This is a genomic window from Nocardia cyriacigeorgica (assembly GCF_005863245.1).
GTDB lineage: Bacteria > Actinomycetota > Actinomycetes > Mycobacteriales > Mycobacteriaceae > Nocardia > Nocardia cyriacigeorgica_C.
Genome location: NZ_VBUT01000004.1, coordinates 675,292 through 691,712, shown reverse-complemented (window position 1 = coordinate 691,712; position 16,421 = coordinate 675,292). Strand labels below are relative to the sequence as shown.

Sequence of the window (16,421 nt, the reverse complement as noted above, 5' to 3'; positions counted from 1 at the left end):
TCAGTGCTCGTCGTAATGCCCGTCGTGCGGGGCGTGCCGGTGACCGTCGTGGATGTAGTCGACGTGGTCGCCGTGCGGCACCGCGACGTGACCGCAGCCTTCGCCGTGGACGTGGTCGTGCTGGGTGTGTTCGGAGTGAGCGGCGGGCTCACATTCGTCGTAGTGGCCCTCGTGTTCGCGGTGCAGATGCCCGTCGTGGACGTAGTCGACGTGGTCGCCGTGCGGGACGGAGACGTGGCCGCAATCGGGGCCGTGCTTGTGCTCGTGTTCGGTGTGCTGAGCGTGTGCTGTCGTCATCAGAATCCTTCTTCCCACGGGGGTCAGGTGGAACCGAAGAGCACTTCACACATTACCAAGTGCGCATGAATGCGTGGTAGCGGCGCAATCGCCCGCGCAAGCGCGATGGGCAGGAAGTCAGCTGTCTGCCTGGCACAGGTATTTGCGACGGCGGCGCTCCGCCGGTGGTCTTGCCGAACCACCGCCGGAGCCTGGCGAAGCAACGCCGACGTCGAATCCGGATCTCTACAGCACCTGGTCGAGGAAGCGACGCAACCTCGGCGTCTCCGCGTTGTCGAACAGCGCGTCCGGACTGCCCGCCTCCACGACCTGCCCGGCGTCCATGAACACCACACTGTCGGAAACGCTGCGCGCGAAGCCCATTTCGTGGGTCACCACGATCATCGACATACCGCCCGCGGCCAGATCCGACATCAGCGCGAGCACGCCCTTGACCAGTTCCGGGTCGAGGGCGGAGGTGGCCTCGTCGAAGAACATGATGTCCGGTTTCATGGCCAGCGCCCGCGCGATCGCCACCCGCTGCTGCTGGCCGCCGGACAGGTTGGCCGGGCGGGAGTCGGCCTTACCGGCCAGGCCGACCACCTCCAGCTGCTCGAGCGCCAGCGCCCGCGCCTGCTCCTTGGACAGTCCGCGCAGCTTGCGCGGGCCGAGCGCCACATTGTCGGCGACGGTCTTGTGCGGGAACAGGTTGAAATGCTGGAACACCATGCCGATGCGCTGGCGCAGCTTGTCCGGGTCCTCGGTGAGCACCGACTTGCCGTCGAGCAGGATGTCGCCGGCGTCGGGTTCGTGCAAGCGGTTGAGCACGCGAAGCAGCGTGGATTTACCCGAACCGGACGGCCCGATGACGGTGGTGGTCTTACCGGCGTCGACGTGGATGTCGACCCCGCGCAAGATCTCGTTGTTGCCGAGCTTCAGCCGCAGCCCGGTGCCGGTGAGTGCGGAGCTCATCTACCCACGCCCTTCCGTGATCGCGGCCTGATCGACCGGGTCGATGGGTTGATCGGGTCGGCCGGTGCGCATGCGCCGGTCGATGTAATTGACCAGGTGGGTGAGCGGGATGGTCAGCAGCAGATACACCAGACCGGCCGCGACCAGCGGGGACAGGTTGCCGGTCTGCGCGTTGAGATCGCGGCCGACGGCGAACAGCTCACGCTGGGCGGCCAGCAGGCCGAGGAAGTAGATCAGCGAGGAATCCTTGATCAGCGCGATGAACTGATTCATCAGCGCGGGCAGCACGCGGCGCACACCCTGCGGGATCACCACCAGCGTCATCGCCTGCCGGTATCCGAAACCGATGGCGCGGGCCGCCTCGAGCTGGCCCGGCTCCACCGACTGGATGCCGGAGCGGAAGATCTCACCGATATAGGCCGAGGCCAGCAGCGCCAACGCCACCGCACCCAGCCAGTACGGGTTGTTGCCGGTCAGATCGCGCACCACCGGACCGACCCCGAGGCCGATCAGCAGGATGATCACCACGGCGGGCAGGCCACGGAAGATGTCGGTGTAGATCCGGGCCGGCCAGCGCAGCCAGCGACTGCGCGAGATTCCCGCCACCGCCAGCAGCATGCCGATCGCGGTACCGAGCACACCCGACACGACCGCGAGAATCAACGTATTCGGCAGACCGGTCTTGAACAGATCCGGGAAGGCCTGCCGGTACAGCGACCAATCGAAGAAGGTGTCGCGCAATTGTTCCAGCGTCGACTTCGGTTCGGTCTGCGTCTGCTCGGCCGGTGCGCGTTCGGCGGCAATGGCGGCGAAATCCGGAAGCTCCGGCACCGGAGCGGCCTTCGAACCCGGTTTCCAACCGGGCGGCAATTCGCGCGGCACCCACTTGCTGTAGAGCTCGGCGTAGGTGCCGTCGGCGATCACCGCGTCCAGACCGGCGTTGAGCGCATCGACCAGCGGCTGCTTGTTCTTGCCGACCGCCCAAGCCGCGAAATTCTCCAGGGAGAAGGAGTTTTCGGCGATCTTGGTGCCGTCACCGGGCGAGATCGCGCCCTCGGCCTGCGCCGACGGCGCCACCCAGGCATCCACCTGCCCGGACTTCAGATTGGAATAGGCGGTGTTGTAATCCGGGAACTTCACCGGATCCAAACCCAATGTGTTGACGACGTATTCGTCCTGCACGGTGCCCTGCACCACCGCGACCCGGCTGCTCGGGCCGAGATCGTCGAAACTGCCGATCGGGCTGCTGTCGGCGACGACGAGCGAGAAATAGCCGAAGTCGTAGCCGTTGGTGAAGTCCACCATCCGCCTGCGCTCTTCGGTGGTGGTGATATTCGAGGAGCCGACATCGAAACGTCCGCCGGCCACCTGCGCGAGCAGCCCCGCGAATTCGGTGCCGGAGAACTCCACCTGCAAACCCAGTTTCGCGCCGACCGCGCGCAGCAGTTCATTGTCGAACCCGGTGAACGCGCCCGCGGAGTTCACGCAGATACTCGGCGGCGCGTCCGAGAGGGTGCCGACGCTCAGCTTGCCGGGGGTGATCAGCCCGAGCTTGGTGATGTCGATGGACTCCAGCGGCACCGTGGTCGGCGTGGTGTAGCGGTCCTCGCCCGCCTTCGCCGGTGACGCCAGGTTCTTCGGCGCGGCGGCCGCCGCCTCGACCCCGGGTGGGGCGCACAGATCGCGGGCCGACGAGCCGTCACCGGAACCGCAGGCCGTCGCCAGGCCGACGACGGCGAGCAATATCCCGGCGATCAACACACGAGACCGCACAGCGAGCAGACCAGCCATGGGAGAACACCCTAGCTGTCCAGCTCAGGCTAACCGGCGGCTACCGGCTCCGGCGCGGCCCGTGGGAGGTCGATGACCACCGAATCGGCGCGCGCCGGGCGATTCGACCACCGTGCGAGAAATCGCCGGCGCAACCGCCGGACAACGCGCTGCTAACCGCGAGGCAGCGATCAAGCGATCCCGCTGACGGGCTCCGGGTTGATCTCGTCGCGCCAGTTGATCGCCTCGACGACGCGGCTCAGGTCGTACTCCGGTCCGCTGACGCCGACGGTGAACAGCGTCGCGCCCGCCTCGAGGAACGATGGCGCGAGGCTGCGGCCCGGCCAGCTCACCGAGCGCTCGATCCGCGCCGGGTCGGTGCCCGCGGCGGCGCAATGTTCGCCGAGGATGCCGCTCTTGCGGGTGAAGACCTCGAGATCGCCGAAGCTGTGCCAGATATCGGCATGCTGGGCGACCAGGCGCAGCGTCTTACGTTCGCCACCGCCGCCGATGAGCATCGGGATATCGCGAACCGGCTGCGGATTGAGCTTCTTCATCCGCGCGTCGATCCGCGCCAACGACGATTTCAGCAGGTCCAACCGGGTGCCGGGGGTGCCGAACTCATAACCGTATTCGGCGTAGTCCCGCTCGAACCAGCCGCCGCCGATCCCGAGGATCAGCCTGCCCCCGCTGATGTGGTCGACGGTGCGCGCCATATCGGCGAGCAGATCCGGGTTGCGGTAACCACCGCCGGTCACCAGCGCGCCGATCTCGACCCGCTCGGTCTGCTCGGCGAACGCACCGAGCATCGTCCAGCATTCGAAATGCGCGCCGTCCGGGTCGCCGGTGAGCGGGAAGAAGTGATCCCAGTTGAAGACGATGTCCACCCCGGCGTCCTCGGCCCGCCGCACCGCGTCCCGGATCAGCCCGTATTCCGACGCGTGCTGCGGCTGCAACTGGACTCCCACACGAACCGGTCGACTCATCGCGTTGACTCCTCGTCCCTCGGGGCGGCTTGCCCGACCGAGGCTACCGCTGTGCGCGGCGCACGGCTCGGTGAACCGCCCGCGGAAACCTCGCTCACGGCACGCCGGAGGAGGTCGTCGGCTGGGTCGCGGTGGCCGAGGTTCTCGCGTATCTACGACTCGCCGCCAAGACCGTCCGGGATCCCGGCCAGAGCACCGGCGACGCCGAAGCGGTGATAGAGTGATGATAAAATCGTCTCATTCTTTCACGATCTTGTCGGCGAGATGCGCGTCGGAAATGGTGGTGCACATGGCTGGTCACCGGCAGGGCATCGAGTCGGGTTCGCTGCTACGGCGTCATCTGGGCGACCGGCGATTCCTGCTGACGCTGCCGCGCGCGGTGACCTTGCAGATCCTGGATCCGGCGATCGCCGCCGCGTTCGTGGAGCATGTCCCGTATCGGCTGTGGTGGCACAAGCGGCGCACGGTCTTACAGATGATCCGACTGGTCTACGACGAGCGCGACGGGCGGCCGATCATCCGGTACGGGCACGAGCACGTCAAAGGGCGCGATCAGCTCGGGCGCCGGTATCACGCGCTGCACCCGGAGCTGTTTCATTTCCAGCACGCGACCTACGTCGACACCCTGTTCACGGCAGTGAACACCCTCGACCGCCCACTCTCCGCCGCCGAGCACGAACAGTTGTATGCCGAATGTTGCGACTGGTACCGGCTTTACGGCGTTTCCGCGCGGTATATGCCCGGCACGTGGACCGAGTTCCAGCAGTACTTCGCCGACGCCTGCGCCACCCGGCTGCGCCTCACCCCGCACGGCGCGCAGCTGGCCCCGCAGGCACTGCGCCCCGACGCGTGGGTGCCGCGAATGACCCCGAGCTACGCGATCCGCGGACTGCTCCACGAACGTGCCGCGGAACTGCTCGGCGTCACGGTGAGCGCGCGCGACCGGTCGTCGCTGCGCACCTATGCGGCAACCGTTCGCTCCGGGGCGCAGCTCGCTCCGCGAGCACTCAGGTATGTGCCCGCCGCGCGCTGAGATCGGGCGCACCCGTGATCGGGGCGGCCTGGCGCACGCCCCAACTGATGGCGGCGGTCCGGCGGCACGATCCCGTCGAAGCGACGCCCTGCTCTCGCCACGGAGCAGCGGCGCGGCCGAAACTGTGACCGGGCATGCGGTCGATGGCGACGATCGCCCGGCGGGTCCGGGCGGGTTCGTCTCATCTCGCGGCGGCCCAGGTCGATCCCGGCGGCAGCGCACCCACACCGACCGCCGGTGCGGGACCCGCGCACCGCACGTAAGATCCGCCGGAACCCTCTACTCGGATCGTCCGGCACGTTCCTGCCGGTGAAGGGAAGTGATCTGCCGTGGCTACGGTGACCTTCGACCAGGCCACCCGGTTGTATCCGGGCGCTGGTAAACCGGCCGTCGACCAGTTGAATCTGGAGATCGCCGATGGGGAATTCCTGGTCCTGGTCGGGCCGTCCGGCTGCGGGAAGTCCACCTCGCTGCGGATGCTGGCCGGGCTGGAGGAGGTCAACGGCGGGCGGATCCTGATCGGCGAACGGGACGTGACCCACGCCGAGCCGAAGGAACGCGATATCGCGATGGTGTTCCAGAACTACGCGCTCTACCCGCATATGACGGTCGCGGAGAACATGGGCTTCGCGCTCAAACTCGCCAAGGTGAACAAGGCGGAGACCAAGCAGCGGGTGCTGGAGGCGGCCAAGCTGCTCGATCTGGAGCCGTATCTGGACCGCAAACCCAAGGCGCTCTCCGGCGGTCAACGCCAGCGCGTGGCGATGGGTCGGGCGATCGTGCGGCAGCCGCAGGTGTTCCTGATGGACGAGCCGCTGTCGAACCTCGACGCCAAACTCCGAGTGCAGACCCGCACCCAGATCGCGCAATTGCAGCGCAGGCTCGGCACGACGACGGTGTACGTCACCCACGACCAGGTCGAGGCCATGACCATGGGTGATCGGGTCGCCGTGCTGCGCGACGGCCTGTTGCAGCAGTGCGCCTCGCCGCGCGACCTGTACCGCGATCCGGCCAATGTGTTCGTCGCCGGATTCATGGGCTCGCCTGCGATGAATCTGTTCACCCTGCCCGTCTCCGACGGTGCCGTCTCGCTCGGCGGACACCAGATGACGCTGCCGCGTTCGGTGGCCGACGCGAGCAATGGCTCGGTGACCGTCGGCGTGCGGCCTGAGCATCTGGAGATCGGCGGTGGCGGTTCCGGGCTGACCAAGGGCGCCGCCGGGATCGAGATGGAAGTGGATGTGGTCGAGGAACTCGGCTCCGACGCCTACATCTACGGGCGCACCATCGCCGACGGTCCGGGGGAAACGATTGTGGCGCGGGCGGATTGGCGTAATCCGCCGGCCAAGGGTGAGCGGGTGCATCTGACGGCAGATCCGGAGCACACCTACTTCTTCGCCGCCGACGATGGGCGTCGGCTGAACTGAGGGGCGCGCACCCTCAACCCGGCGCGGTGACGATCGCGACCAAGAACCCGCACACCCAGGTTCCGGCGAACAGCGGGGCGCCGATCAAAGGCGCCCAGCCGATCGGGCGTCGGCTGCGGACCGCGTCGACAATCGTCACGGCCACCATGCCGACCGTCAGCACGAAGCCCATGGCGGCGATCACATAGGCAGCCGTCAGGTCGTGCGGGCGTGCGGACTCGCGGCCGGTCAGCTCGTACCACTCCAGCAATTGGATTGTCGCCCAGCCGGTTCCGGCCGTGATCAGGGTCGCGGGGATCGCGCGCGCGAGATCCAGGATTCGCCATCGCACGATTCGAGTGTGCGGGCAGGCCGGCATGGCGGCAATCCCGTGCCGCTCGGATCGGTGCGAAACACAGCTGGAGCAGTGCCGACGTCGTCATGGATGCCGGAGCAGTGAGGACCGCGGGCAATCCCCTGGTGCCTCGTCGAAGGCGACAGGGCCGGTCGTTTCGACGCGGGCCGCAGCCGCCTGACCTCCGCCCCGCGATCGCCGATCACACCGCCTGAATCGCGACCTGGTACCCGCCGAAGAACGCCGCGACCACGATCACGATCGACAGCACGCCGAGATACCAGACCAGACGCCGGCGCAGCGCGAGGATCAGCATGACCACCGGCACGACCAGCAGCGCGACGCCGATGCCGACCCAGGACACCAGCATGCCGTACCAGACGAACTCATCCCGGCAGGTACTCGGATTGCAGTTGTCGGTCACGAATCCGAAGAACAGGCTGAAGTAGAGGGCCACCGCGCCTAGGCAGGCGCCGATCGAGTAGAGGACCGCACCGAGCACGACGTCCCAGGTGCGGATCGGGGGCGGGACAGGGTGCTGTTGAACCATGCTGTCCAGCGTCCCCCGGCACGCCCCGCGGCGACTCCGCAGAACTACTCACCCGACCTGCGGGAAATCCACGACCGGACCGGGCCGACTACCCTGCTGACGATGAGCGAGGTCGAAGCCGTCGGCGTGTACGCGATGCCCATGCGCACTCGGTTCCGCGGCATCACCGTGCGCGAAGGAATGCTGGTGCGCGGGCCGCTCGGCTGGGGCGAGTTCTGCGCGTTCCCCGAATACGACGACCGGGAAGCCGCGCAGTGGCTGGCCACCGCCGTCGAACAGGTGACGGCCGGATGGCCCGCACCGGTGCGGGATCGGATACCGGTGAACTGCACGGTGCCCGCGGTCGGGCCGGAACGCGCGCACGCCATCGTCGCGGGATCGGGGTGCCGCACGGCCAAGGTGAAGGTGGCCGACCATCCAGACTCGCTGGCCGAGGATTTGGCGCGGGTGGAGGCGGTGCGTGACGCGCTCGGACCGGATGGTGCCGTTCGGGTAGATGCCAACGGGCTGTGGGACGTGGATACCGCGGTCCGGAACATCAGTGAAATAGACCGTGCTGCGGGCGGTTTGGAGTACGTCGAGCAGCCCTGCCGCACCATCGACGAGCTCGCGGCCGTGCGCCGTCGGGTCGACGTGCGGATCGCCGCCGACGAATCCATCCGCCGCGCCGAGGACCCGATGAAGGTGGCCGTCGCGGGCGCCGCCGATATCGCCGTGCTGAAGTGCACGCCCCTGGGCGGGGTGCGCCGCGCCCTCGAGGTCGCCGACGCCGCCGGCCTGCCCTGCGTGGTGTCCTCGGCGCTGGAAACCAGCGTCGGCCTCTCGGCTCAGCTAGCCCTCGCCGGCGCCCTCCCCCACCTCGACTTCGCCTGCGGACTCGGCACAGTCGCACTGTTCGAGGGCGATGTGGTGGCCGAACCGCTGCTCCCGGTGGACGGTTACCTACCCGTTCCCCGCACACCACCGACGCCCGACCCGAAGCTGCTGGAACGCTATCGGCATCCCGATTCGGATCGGACCAGATGGTGGTACGAACGCTTCGACCGCGTCCACGGCCTGCTCGGACGGCCCTGATCGCGCCCACCATCAGCCGAAGCGCACACCGCACCCGATCATGGTGCCGCGCAGCAACAACGCCGCCTCGGGGCCGATCACTCCGTCGACCAATTCGATGTATCGGCTACAGAATTCCGGCCCGTGCGGTGCGTGCTCTCCCGGGCGCGGGTCGAGATGGTGGGTCAACTCGTGCAGCACCACCAATTCCCGCAGCGCCCAGGCGGTTCCGCCGGTGTGCAGCGGCACGGCGAGCACCGCGCCGTCGGCCTCGTAGTGCGCAGCCGTCGTGCCAGCGCGCGAGCGGACCCGCACTGGCGAGCGCGCCCGGTCCCACTGCCCCACAACCCAGTTCAAAGCCAGTACCCGATCGCAGTAGGCCTGCACCGACTCCACCGAGGCGAACCGCCGCTCCACCGGCAACGTGATCTGCGAACCGAACACCTCGACAGTGCGGTGACCGAACTCATCGGCCCGGTCGAACGCGCCCCGCACCAGCTGCTCGGCGTCGTACACCCTGGCCCGCTGACTGTCTCGCACACTCACCCGCGCACCACCCCCGCACCGCCGCGGGTCATCCACTCGCCGCCTACGCGAGCGCTACATGAGCGAGGCATCGGCCGAGAAGACCACACGGTGGTGTATCTCTCGCGGCGGCACGACCGACAGGTTGGGCGTGCAGCCGTGGAGTTCACCCGCGCAGGACGACAGGAACGGGCTGCGGCGGTGGTCCGAGCGGCACATGGGCGAGGCATCGGCCGAGAAGACCACACGGTGGTGTATCTCTCGCGGCGGCACGACCGACAGGTTGGACGTGCAGCCGTGGAGTTCACCAGCGTCGCACGACATGAGCGGGCTGCGGCGGTGATCGGAGCGGCACATGGGCGAGGCATCGGCCGGGATGCGCGCACGGTGATGTGACGCCCGCGCGGTCGGCGAGCGCCGCGGGCGGACGGTCGGGGGCGGCGCCGGGGCATGGTCAGTCCGCGCGGCGTGCGGTAAGGCGGCCGCGCGGAGCGGGGAGTTCGGGTGAGGTGCCGAGGCGCGCGGCGCGGCCGGCGCGGTCGCCCGCGGTGCGGGCGGCGGGGGCGTAGCCTGTGGAGGCCTGCGGGCCGCGCCAGGTGCCGCGAGCCTCGGAGGTGCGGGTGTAGAAATCGACCAGCTCGATCTCTTTGTTGCGCAGGGCGAGCGCGGTCCCGGTGGACGCGGCGGCGGGTTCGGCGCGGGCCTCGGTCTCCACTTCCGATTTCACCTCGGCCAGCCGTTTGCCGATGCGGGCCGCGAACGCCATCTGGAAGTTCAGCCGGGCCGTCACCGCGGCGACCGGTGCCTGCACGCGGCGGCGCACCCGGCGGCCGCCGCGCACCTCGACGACGATCTTCTCCACCGTCGCCGAACGGTAGGCGCCGGACTTGATGTACTGGTCGGAGGCCCGCACCATCTGCACCAGCAGGCTGGTGTAAAGCGCCTCGCAGGTGTCGATATCGGAGTCGAAGCCGTAGGCGTACACCTGAGTCGAGGTTCTGGCCACATCGCAGCGCACATCGTTTGCCGAGGCGATCGCCACGAACAGCTGGACGTAGGTGCGCAGCCCCTTCCGGCCGGGCTCGCCGATCGGGATGATCCGCTGGATCGGGGTTGGCCTGCGCTCGCGGCCCGCCACATGGGCGCGGGCCACGGCCAGGTCGATGGAGGAGCGGGTGGCCAGCCGTTGCGCGGCGGCGAGGAAGGCTTCGGCCTCGTGTTCGTTATCGGTCGACTCGGCCTTGCGCAGCAGCCCGCCGATGCGGGTCAGCATCTTGTCGGGGGCGGGATCTGCGACAGTCATCGCGAACCAGCCTAGGCATACCGACCGACATGCTCGGGCGCGTCGGGTGATCAACATGTATGTTGCGTTGTGCACCGCCGGGTGTGCTGCCGCTCACGTCTCGACCTTGGAGTTTCCGCGATGGCTTTGAAGAAGGTGTCCCTACGTGCCGCTCTCGTGTCCCGTGCCGTGCTCACGGTGGCGTCGGCGGCGGTGCTGACCACGGCCTTCGCCACCGCCTGCACCAGCGACAGCGGCGGCAACCCGACCAGTGAGAACCTCACCGGCCGCGGGCCCATCACCTACGTCGAGGGCAAGGACACCACCGAGACGGGTGTCGTCAAACAGCTCATCGACCGGTGGAACGCGGCCCACCCGGACGAGCAGGTCACCTACAAAGAGCAGTCCAACGACGCCTCCCAGCAGTACGACGACCTGGTCGAGCACATGCGCTCCAAGTCCTCGGACTACGACGTGTTCGCCATGGACGTGCCGTGGACCGCCGAGTTCGCCGCCAAGGGCTGGATCCAGCCCTTGAAGGACTCCTTCGCCATCGACACCTCGGCCCTGCTGCCGCCGACGGTCGCCAGCGCCACCTACAACAACACCCTCTACGCCGCCCCGCGCAACACCAACGGCGGCCTGCTGTTCTACCGCACCGACCTGGTGCCGAACCCGCCCAAGACCTGGGACGAGATGCTCGGCATGTGCAATATCGCGCGGGAGAACAACATCGGCTGCTACGCGGGCCAGCTCAAGAACTACGAGGGCCTGACGGTGAACACCGCCGAGGTGATCAACGCCTACGGCGGCACCTTCGTCGGCGCGGACGGCAAGACCCCGACCGTTGACAGCCCGCAGGCCCGCGCCGGCCTCGGCAAACTGGTCGAGGCCTACGACCGCGGCGACATCCCGCAGGAGGCGGTCACCTTCACCGAGACCGAGAGCGGCGCCGCCTTCACCCAGGGCAAGCTGATGTTCCTGCGCTCGTGGCCGTCCACCTTCGGTGACGCGGGCTCGGAATCGTCGGTGGTGCGCGACAAGTTCGCCGTCGCCCCGCTGCCGGGCGAAACCGGCATCGGCGCCTCCACCCTCGGCGGCTACAACGCCGCGATCAGCGCGTTCTCCAAGAACAAGGCCACCGCACTCGACTTCCTTCGCTTCCTCATCAGCGAGGACGCCCAGCACATCGTCGCCTCCGGCGCGCTGCCCTCGGTGCGCGAATCGATGTACGACGACCCGGCCCTGATCGCCAAGATGCCCTACCTGCCCGCCCTCAAGGATTCGATCTCCAACGCCGTGCCGCGCCCGGTGACGCCGTTCTACCCGGCGGTGTCGAAGGCCATCCGCGACAATGCCTTCGCCGCCCTGAAGGGCGAGAAGTCGGTGGACGATGCGATCATCGGCATGCAGAAGGGCATCGAGGCGGCCGGTTAGCGGGAAGTTCGGACGGACCCGACCTGCCGGATGAGGAGAGAACGGGTGTCGGATCCTTCGGGAACGGATACGGCCGTGCGGAAGGTGCGCGCGGGCGAGGCGGAGCAACCACCGCGGCGAAAGCGGGGCTGGGGCGCGGTGATCGCCGACGAGCTGCGGCGTTCCGGTAAGGCGTGGATGTTCGTCGCGCCGGTGCTGATCGCGCTCGCCGTCGTCATCGGCTACCCGGTGTTCCGGGCGCTGTGGATGTCGTTCCAGCAGGATTCGGGCGGCATCGACCCCGAAACCGGCATGTTCATCGAGGGCGGCAGCGCCGGGTTCTCCAACTACACGCACTGGCTGCTGCAACAGTGCGAGACCGCGGCAGGCACCGTCGACTGCCCGACCGGCAACCTGGGCTCGCAGTTCTGGCTGGCCATCGGCGTCACGCTGTTCCTGACCGTGGTCACGGTCTCGCTCGAGGTGGTGCTCGGGTTGGCGATGGCCGTGGTGATGGGCAAGACCTTCCGTGGCCGGGCGCTGCTGCGCGCCGCCGTGCTCATCCCGTGGGCGATCCCGACCGCCGTCACGGCGCGGCTGTGGGAATTCATGTTCCAGTACGACGGCGTGGTCAACCGGGTGCTCGGCACCGGCATCCTGTGGACGTCCGACGAATGGCCTGCCCGGTTCGCGGTGATCGCCGCCGACGTGTGGAAGACGACGCCGTTCATGGCGTTGCTGCTGCTGGCCGGTCTACAGGTGATCCCGAACGACGTCTACGAGGCCGCGAAGGTCGACGGCGCCTCGGCCTGGCAGCGCTTCGTGCACATCACGCTGCCGCTGCTCAAGCCCGCCCTGCTGGTGGCGATCCTGTTCCGCACCATGGACGCGCTGCGCATGTACGACCTGCCCGCCATCATGACCGCCGACAACCCCGCCACCCGCACGGTGTCGATGCTGGTGGTCGAGCAGGTCAGGCAGGGCCCCAACAGCGCGGCCGCCTTGTCGACGATCACCTTCCTGATGATCTTCGCGGTGGCGTTCGTACTGGTGAAGGTGCTGGGCGCGAACGCGGTCCGCACCCAGGAAGAGCAGCGGAAGGCATGATGGCCGCGACCACGATGACGAAAGAGAAGCCCGCCGCGCCCGTCACCAGGAATGTGCCGTGGACCCGCAGGCTCGGGTCGGCGCGGCTGTACATCGGCGCGTTGATCGTGCTGGTGTGGGGGCTGGGCCCGTTCTACTGGATGGCGGTCACCGCGTTCCGCGACCCGCGCTACACCTTCGAGAACACGCCGTGGCCCACGCATGTGACGCTGGAGAACTTCCGCGACGTGTTCGACACCAGCCGCGGCAACGACTTCGGTCAGGCGATGGTGAACAGCGTCATCATCGGCTCCATCACCACCGTCATCGCGCTGCTGCTGGGCGTGCTCGCCGCCTACGCGCTGGCGCGGCTGACCTTCCGCGGCAAGTACCTGGTGTCGGGGCTGATCCTGAGCGCGTCGATGTTCCCGGTGGTCGTGCTGGTGACCCCGCTGTTCCAGCTGTTCACCGATCTGGGCTGGATCGGCAAGTACCAGGCCATGATCATCCCGAACATCTCGTTCGTGCTGCCGATGACGGTCTACATCCTGGCGGCGTTCTTCGCCGAACTGCCGTGGGAGCTCGAGGAGGCCGCCCGCATCGACGGCGCCACCAAGCTGCAGGCGTTCCGGCTGGTCATGCTGCCGCTGGCGGCGCCGGCGGTGTTCACCACGGCGATCCTGGCGTTCATCGCGGCGGTCAACGAGTACCTGCTGGCGCGGCTGCTCTCCAGTGAATCGACCAAGCCGGTGACGGTCGCGATCGCCGGATTCTCCGGCAACAACCCGCTGGTCCAGCCCTACGCCTCGATCATGGCGGCGGGCACGCTGGTGACGATTCCGCTGGTGATCATGGTGCTGCTGTTCCAGCGACGGATCATCTCCGGTCTGACGGCGGGCGGCGTCAAGAGCTGAGGTCGGCGGTGCCGGGCTATGTCGGCTCGGCGCCGCGCCCTGGGCCGCTGCCTGCTGACTGCGAGCTCCGGCCCGCCGAGCACAGGCCATGACACGGCCAGGTCCAGCACTCCGGATCAGCAAACCCTGAGCTAGTTACCGCCCAGCTATGATCGGCGGGTAAGTCTGTACCCGTTTCCGGTACCCAGGCGGGTGTGGATCGGTGACGATGTGTGATCAGACGGTGGGGTAACCGAGTTTTACCGACGCTCCGGGAGGAGATGATCGTGAGCTCGTTTCGTGACCGGCTCCGCGGTGGCCGATCTCCGGCGCCGGAGTATGCCTCGATCAGCGGATTCGACCCGCGTGCCGGCAAGTCGGAGGACGGTGGCGCCACCGGCGGAAGAGCCGGACGCGAGCCGGAGGGCCCGGATCGAAGACGCACCAGGGGTAGCCGGATCCGCAGGCTGATCCTCGCGCTGTTCGTCATCTTCATCGCCGTGCCCGCGCTGCTGATGGCGCTGTTCTACTGGAGTGCGGAAATCCCCTCGCCGTCGGCGATGCGCACCAATCAGATCGCCACCATCACCGCCGCCGACGGCACCACGGTGATCGCGAAGGTCGTCCCGCCCGAAGGCAACCGCACCCCGGTCCCGCTCGCGGAGGTGCCGGTGCATGTGCGCAATGCCATGCTCTCGGCCGAGGACCGCAATTTCTACACCAACCCCGGCTATTCGATCCCCGCCTTCCTGCGCGCGGCCAGGGACAACCTGCTCGGCAAGGAGAACGCCGGTGGCGGTTCGACCATCACCCAGCAGTATGTGAAGAACGCCTTCCTCGACTCCGAGCGCACCCTCACCCGGAAGATGCGCGAGCTGGTGATCGCGGCGAAGATGGCGCGCGAATGGAGCAAGGACGACATCCTCGCCGCCTACCTCAACACCATCTACTACGGGCGCGGGGCCTACGGGATCGCGGCGGCGGCCAAGGCGTATTTCAACAAGCCGGTCCCGGAGCTGACCCTCGCCGAGGGCGCGGTGCTGGCCGCGCTGGTCCGCTCGCCGTCGATCCTGGATCCGGAAACCCATCTCGAGGATCTGAAGGCTCGCTGGCGGTACGTGCTCGACGGCATGGTCGAGATGGGCGTGCTGAACCGGGCCGACCGCGAGACCGCGACGTTCCCGCCGGTCATCCCGATCACCGACGTCGCCGACGACGGCGCCGCGCGCGGGCCCGAGGGCCTGATCCGCACCCAGGTGCTGCGCGAATTGCGCGCCGCGGGCATCTCCGAACACGAACTCAACACCGGCGCCCTCCAGATCACCACGACCATCGACCCGAAGGCCCAGCAGGCGGCGGTCGCGGCGGCGCAGAGCGCGCTGGAGGGCCAGCCGCCCGAGCTGCGCACCGCGGTGGTGTCGATCGATCCGCGCACGGGCGCGGTGCGGGCCTATTACGGCGGCGCCGACGGTGTCGGATTCGACTTCGCGCAGGCACCGGTGCAGACCGGTTCGGCGTTCAAGACCTTCGCCGTGCTGGCCGCCCAGCGCCAGGGCATCTCCATGTCCAAGCAGTTCGACAGTTCACCGGTGCAGGTCAACGACGTGCTGGTGCGCAATGTGGACAACGAATCCTGCGGCACCTGCTCGCTGGCCGAGGCGTTCAAACGATCCCTGAACACCAGCTTCTACCGGCTCACCCAGTCGATGTTCAACGGTCCGCAGGCCATCGCCGACGCCGCCCACCAGGCCGGAATCCCGGAGGAGATCCCCGGCGTGCCCGGCCGCTCGCTGAGTGAGAACGGTGGCCCGCCCGCGCCGTCGATCGTGCTCGGCGTATACCAGGTGCGCCCGATCGATATGGCCTCGGCGTACGCGACCATCGCCGCCTCCGGGATGTATCACCAGCCGTACTTCGTGCAGCGGGTGGTGACCGGCACCGGCCGGGTACTGCTCGATCGCGGCGCCCCCGAACACCAGGTGGGCAAGCAGCTGCCGCCCGGTGAACAACGCTTCCCGCCGGCCATCGCCGACCGCACCACCCAGGCCATGCTGCCCATCGCCGCCTACTCCAACGGCCACGCCCTCGACGGCAGGCCATCGGCCGCCAAAACCGGAACCACCCAGCTGGGCGACACCGGCGAGAACAAGGACGCCTGGATGGTCGGCTTCACGCCGTCGCTGTCGACGGCGGTGTGGGTCGGCACCGAACACTCCCAGCCCATCCGCACCGCGGGCGGTGGCCGCATCTACGGATCGGGCCTGCCGTCCGATATCTGGAAGCAGACCATGGACGGCGCGCTGGAAGGCACACCGGCCGAAAGCTTCCCAGTCCCCGAAGGCGGGGCCGGTCAGCCGATCATTCCGGCCGGCCCGCCGCAGCCCTCCGGCGGACCCTACGACATCCTGAACCCGCCGCCCGGTGAGCAGCCGCGCGGACCGGAGATCATCTTCCCGCCCGCCCCGCAGGCCCCCGAGCCCGAACCGCGGGAACCAATCGTCATCCTCCCGCCCGAACCCCCGCCACCACCACCGCCTCCGCCGCCGCGGCAGGTGGAGATCCTGCCGGGAATCGTAATTCCGGTGCCGGGATGACACCGGGGGAACGCAACCCATGGCAGCATCGTTTGCCAGGGTGAGAGCGTGACCGTGCGGCGACGGCACCGGGCCGACGCCGACGCCGACGGATCGATGCGGAAGGATGAGCGACGAGCGACACGACAGCGGCGCGAGCAGCGGCCCGCAGGCGGTAGCCCGCGTGCCACGCAGCAGCCGGGGAGCGCCGCCGAACGAATACCGCGGCACGAGCGGAGGGCCCG

The 16,421-nt window shown here is 68.4% G+C and carries 15 protein-coding genes; 7 read left to right on the top strand and 8 right to left on the bottom strand.

The genetic code is table 11. The features are described from left to right. The 4 genes from FEK34_RS13060 to FEK34_RS13045 all read right to left on the bottom strand — a co-directional run bounded on the left by FEK34_RS13060 (window position 1) and on the right by FEK34_RS13045 (window position 4,004). A complete protein-coding gene (locus FEK34_RS13060) occupies window positions 1-297 on the bottom strand; it encodes a hypothetical protein (protein ID WP_138448058.1) in 297 nt (98 codons plus the stop codon). A gap of 225 nt (window positions 298-522) precedes the next feature. Next, window positions 523-1,248 (bottom strand): amino acid ABC transporter ATP-binding protein, encoded by a 726-nt coding sequence (locus FEK34_RS13055; protein ID WP_138448057.1) that lies wholly within the window; start codon window positions 1,246-1,248, stop codon window positions 523-525. After that, window positions 1,249-3,039: an ABC transporter substrate-binding protein/permease gene (locus tag FEK34_RS13050; RefSeq protein WP_138448056.1), complete on the bottom strand. Its 1,791-nt coding sequence runs from the start codon at window positions 3,037-3,039 to the stop codon at window positions 1,249-1,251. It abuts the gene before it with no gap. Window positions 3,040-3,209: 170 nt separating this feature from the next. Next, the gene (locus FEK34_RS13045; RefSeq protein ID WP_138448055.1) at window positions 3,210-4,004 is read right to left on the bottom strand and encodes an LLM class F420-dependent oxidoreductase; all 795 of its coding nucleotides are present in this window, start codon (window positions 4,002-4,004) and stop codon (window positions 3,210-3,212) included. A gap of 289 nt (window positions 4,005-4,293) precedes the next feature. Here FEK34_RS13045 and FEK34_RS13040 point away from each other — a divergent pair, with 289 nt between their 5' ends. Together FEK34_RS13040 and FEK34_RS13035 are read left to right on the top strand one after the other, a co-directional pair. Continuing rightward, window positions 4,294-5,037, top strand: coding sequence for an oxygenase MpaB family protein (locus tag FEK34_RS13040; RefSeq protein WP_138448054.1), 744 nt, complete (start codon window positions 4,294-4,296; stop codon window positions 5,035-5,037). Window positions 5,038-5,366: 329 nt separating this feature from the next. Beyond that, the gene (locus FEK34_RS13035; protein WP_138448053.1) at window positions 5,367-6,464 is read left to right on the top strand and encodes an ABC transporter ATP-binding protein; all 1,098 of its coding nucleotides are present in this window, start codon (window positions 5,367-5,369) and stop codon (window positions 6,462-6,464) included. Window positions 6,465-6,477: 13 nt separating this feature from the next. On the opposite strand, the gene FEK34_RS13030 is transcribed toward FEK34_RS13035, so the two are convergent. Together FEK34_RS13030 and FEK34_RS13025 are read right to left on the bottom strand one after the other, a co-directional pair. Continuing rightward, entirely contained in the window at window positions 6,478-6,795 is a 318-nt protein-coding gene (locus FEK34_RS13030; protein ID WP_138448052.1) for a hypothetical protein, read from the bottom strand. Window positions 6,796-7,000: 205 nt separating this feature from the next. After that, entirely contained in the window at window positions 7,001-7,348 is a 348-nt protein-coding gene (locus tag FEK34_RS13025) for a hypothetical protein (RefSeq protein WP_138448051.1), read from the bottom strand. Between the two features lie 102 nt (window positions 7,349-7,450). Between FEK34_RS13025 and FEK34_RS13020 the strand changes: the two genes are divergently transcribed. Next, entirely contained in the window at window positions 7,451-8,422 is a 972-nt protein-coding gene (locus tag FEK34_RS13020; RefSeq protein ID WP_138448050.1) for an o-succinylbenzoate synthase, read from the top strand. A 12-nt stretch (window positions 8,423-8,434) separates the two neighbouring features. Here FEK34_RS13020 and FEK34_RS13015 read toward each other — a convergent pair whose 3' ends face one another. Further along, window positions 8,435-8,947 (bottom strand): TIGR04338 family metallohydrolase, encoded by a 513-nt coding sequence (locus FEK34_RS13015; protein WP_138448049.1) that lies wholly within the window; start codon window positions 8,945-8,947, stop codon window positions 8,435-8,437. Between the two features lie 433 nt (window positions 8,948-9,380). Next, entirely contained in the window at window positions 9,381-10,229 is an 849-nt protein-coding gene (locus FEK34_RS13010) for a DUF2786 domain-containing protein (RefSeq protein ID WP_175585995.1), read from the bottom strand. A 120-nt stretch (window positions 10,230-10,349) separates the two neighbouring features. Between FEK34_RS13010 and FEK34_RS13005 the strand changes: the two genes are divergently transcribed. The 4 genes from FEK34_RS13005 (at window position 10,350) to FEK34_RS12990 (ending at window position 16,197) form a co-directional block, all read left to right on the top strand. Beyond that, window positions 10,350-11,645: an ABC transporter substrate-binding protein gene (locus tag FEK34_RS13005; RefSeq protein WP_138448048.1), complete on the top strand. Its 1,296-nt coding sequence runs from the start codon at window positions 10,350-10,352 to the stop codon at window positions 11,643-11,645. Window positions 11,646-11,675: 30 nt separating this feature from the next. Further along, window positions 11,676-12,731: a carbohydrate ABC transporter permease gene (locus FEK34_RS13000; protein WP_432760948.1), complete on the top strand. Its 1,056-nt coding sequence runs from the start codon at window positions 11,676-11,678 to the stop codon at window positions 12,729-12,731. A 14-nt stretch (window positions 12,732-12,745) separates the two neighbouring features. Continuing rightward, window positions 12,746-13,624 (top strand): carbohydrate ABC transporter permease, encoded by an 879-nt coding sequence (locus tag FEK34_RS12995; protein ID WP_138448166.1) that lies wholly within the window; start codon window positions 12,746-12,748, stop codon window positions 13,622-13,624. Window positions 13,625-13,884: 260 nt separating this feature from the next. After that, window positions 13,885-16,197, top strand: coding sequence for a transglycosylase domain-containing protein (locus FEK34_RS12990; RefSeq protein WP_171048174.1), 2,313 nt, complete (start codon window positions 13,885-13,887; stop codon window positions 16,195-16,197). Window positions 16,198-16,421: the final 224 nt, after the last annotated feature.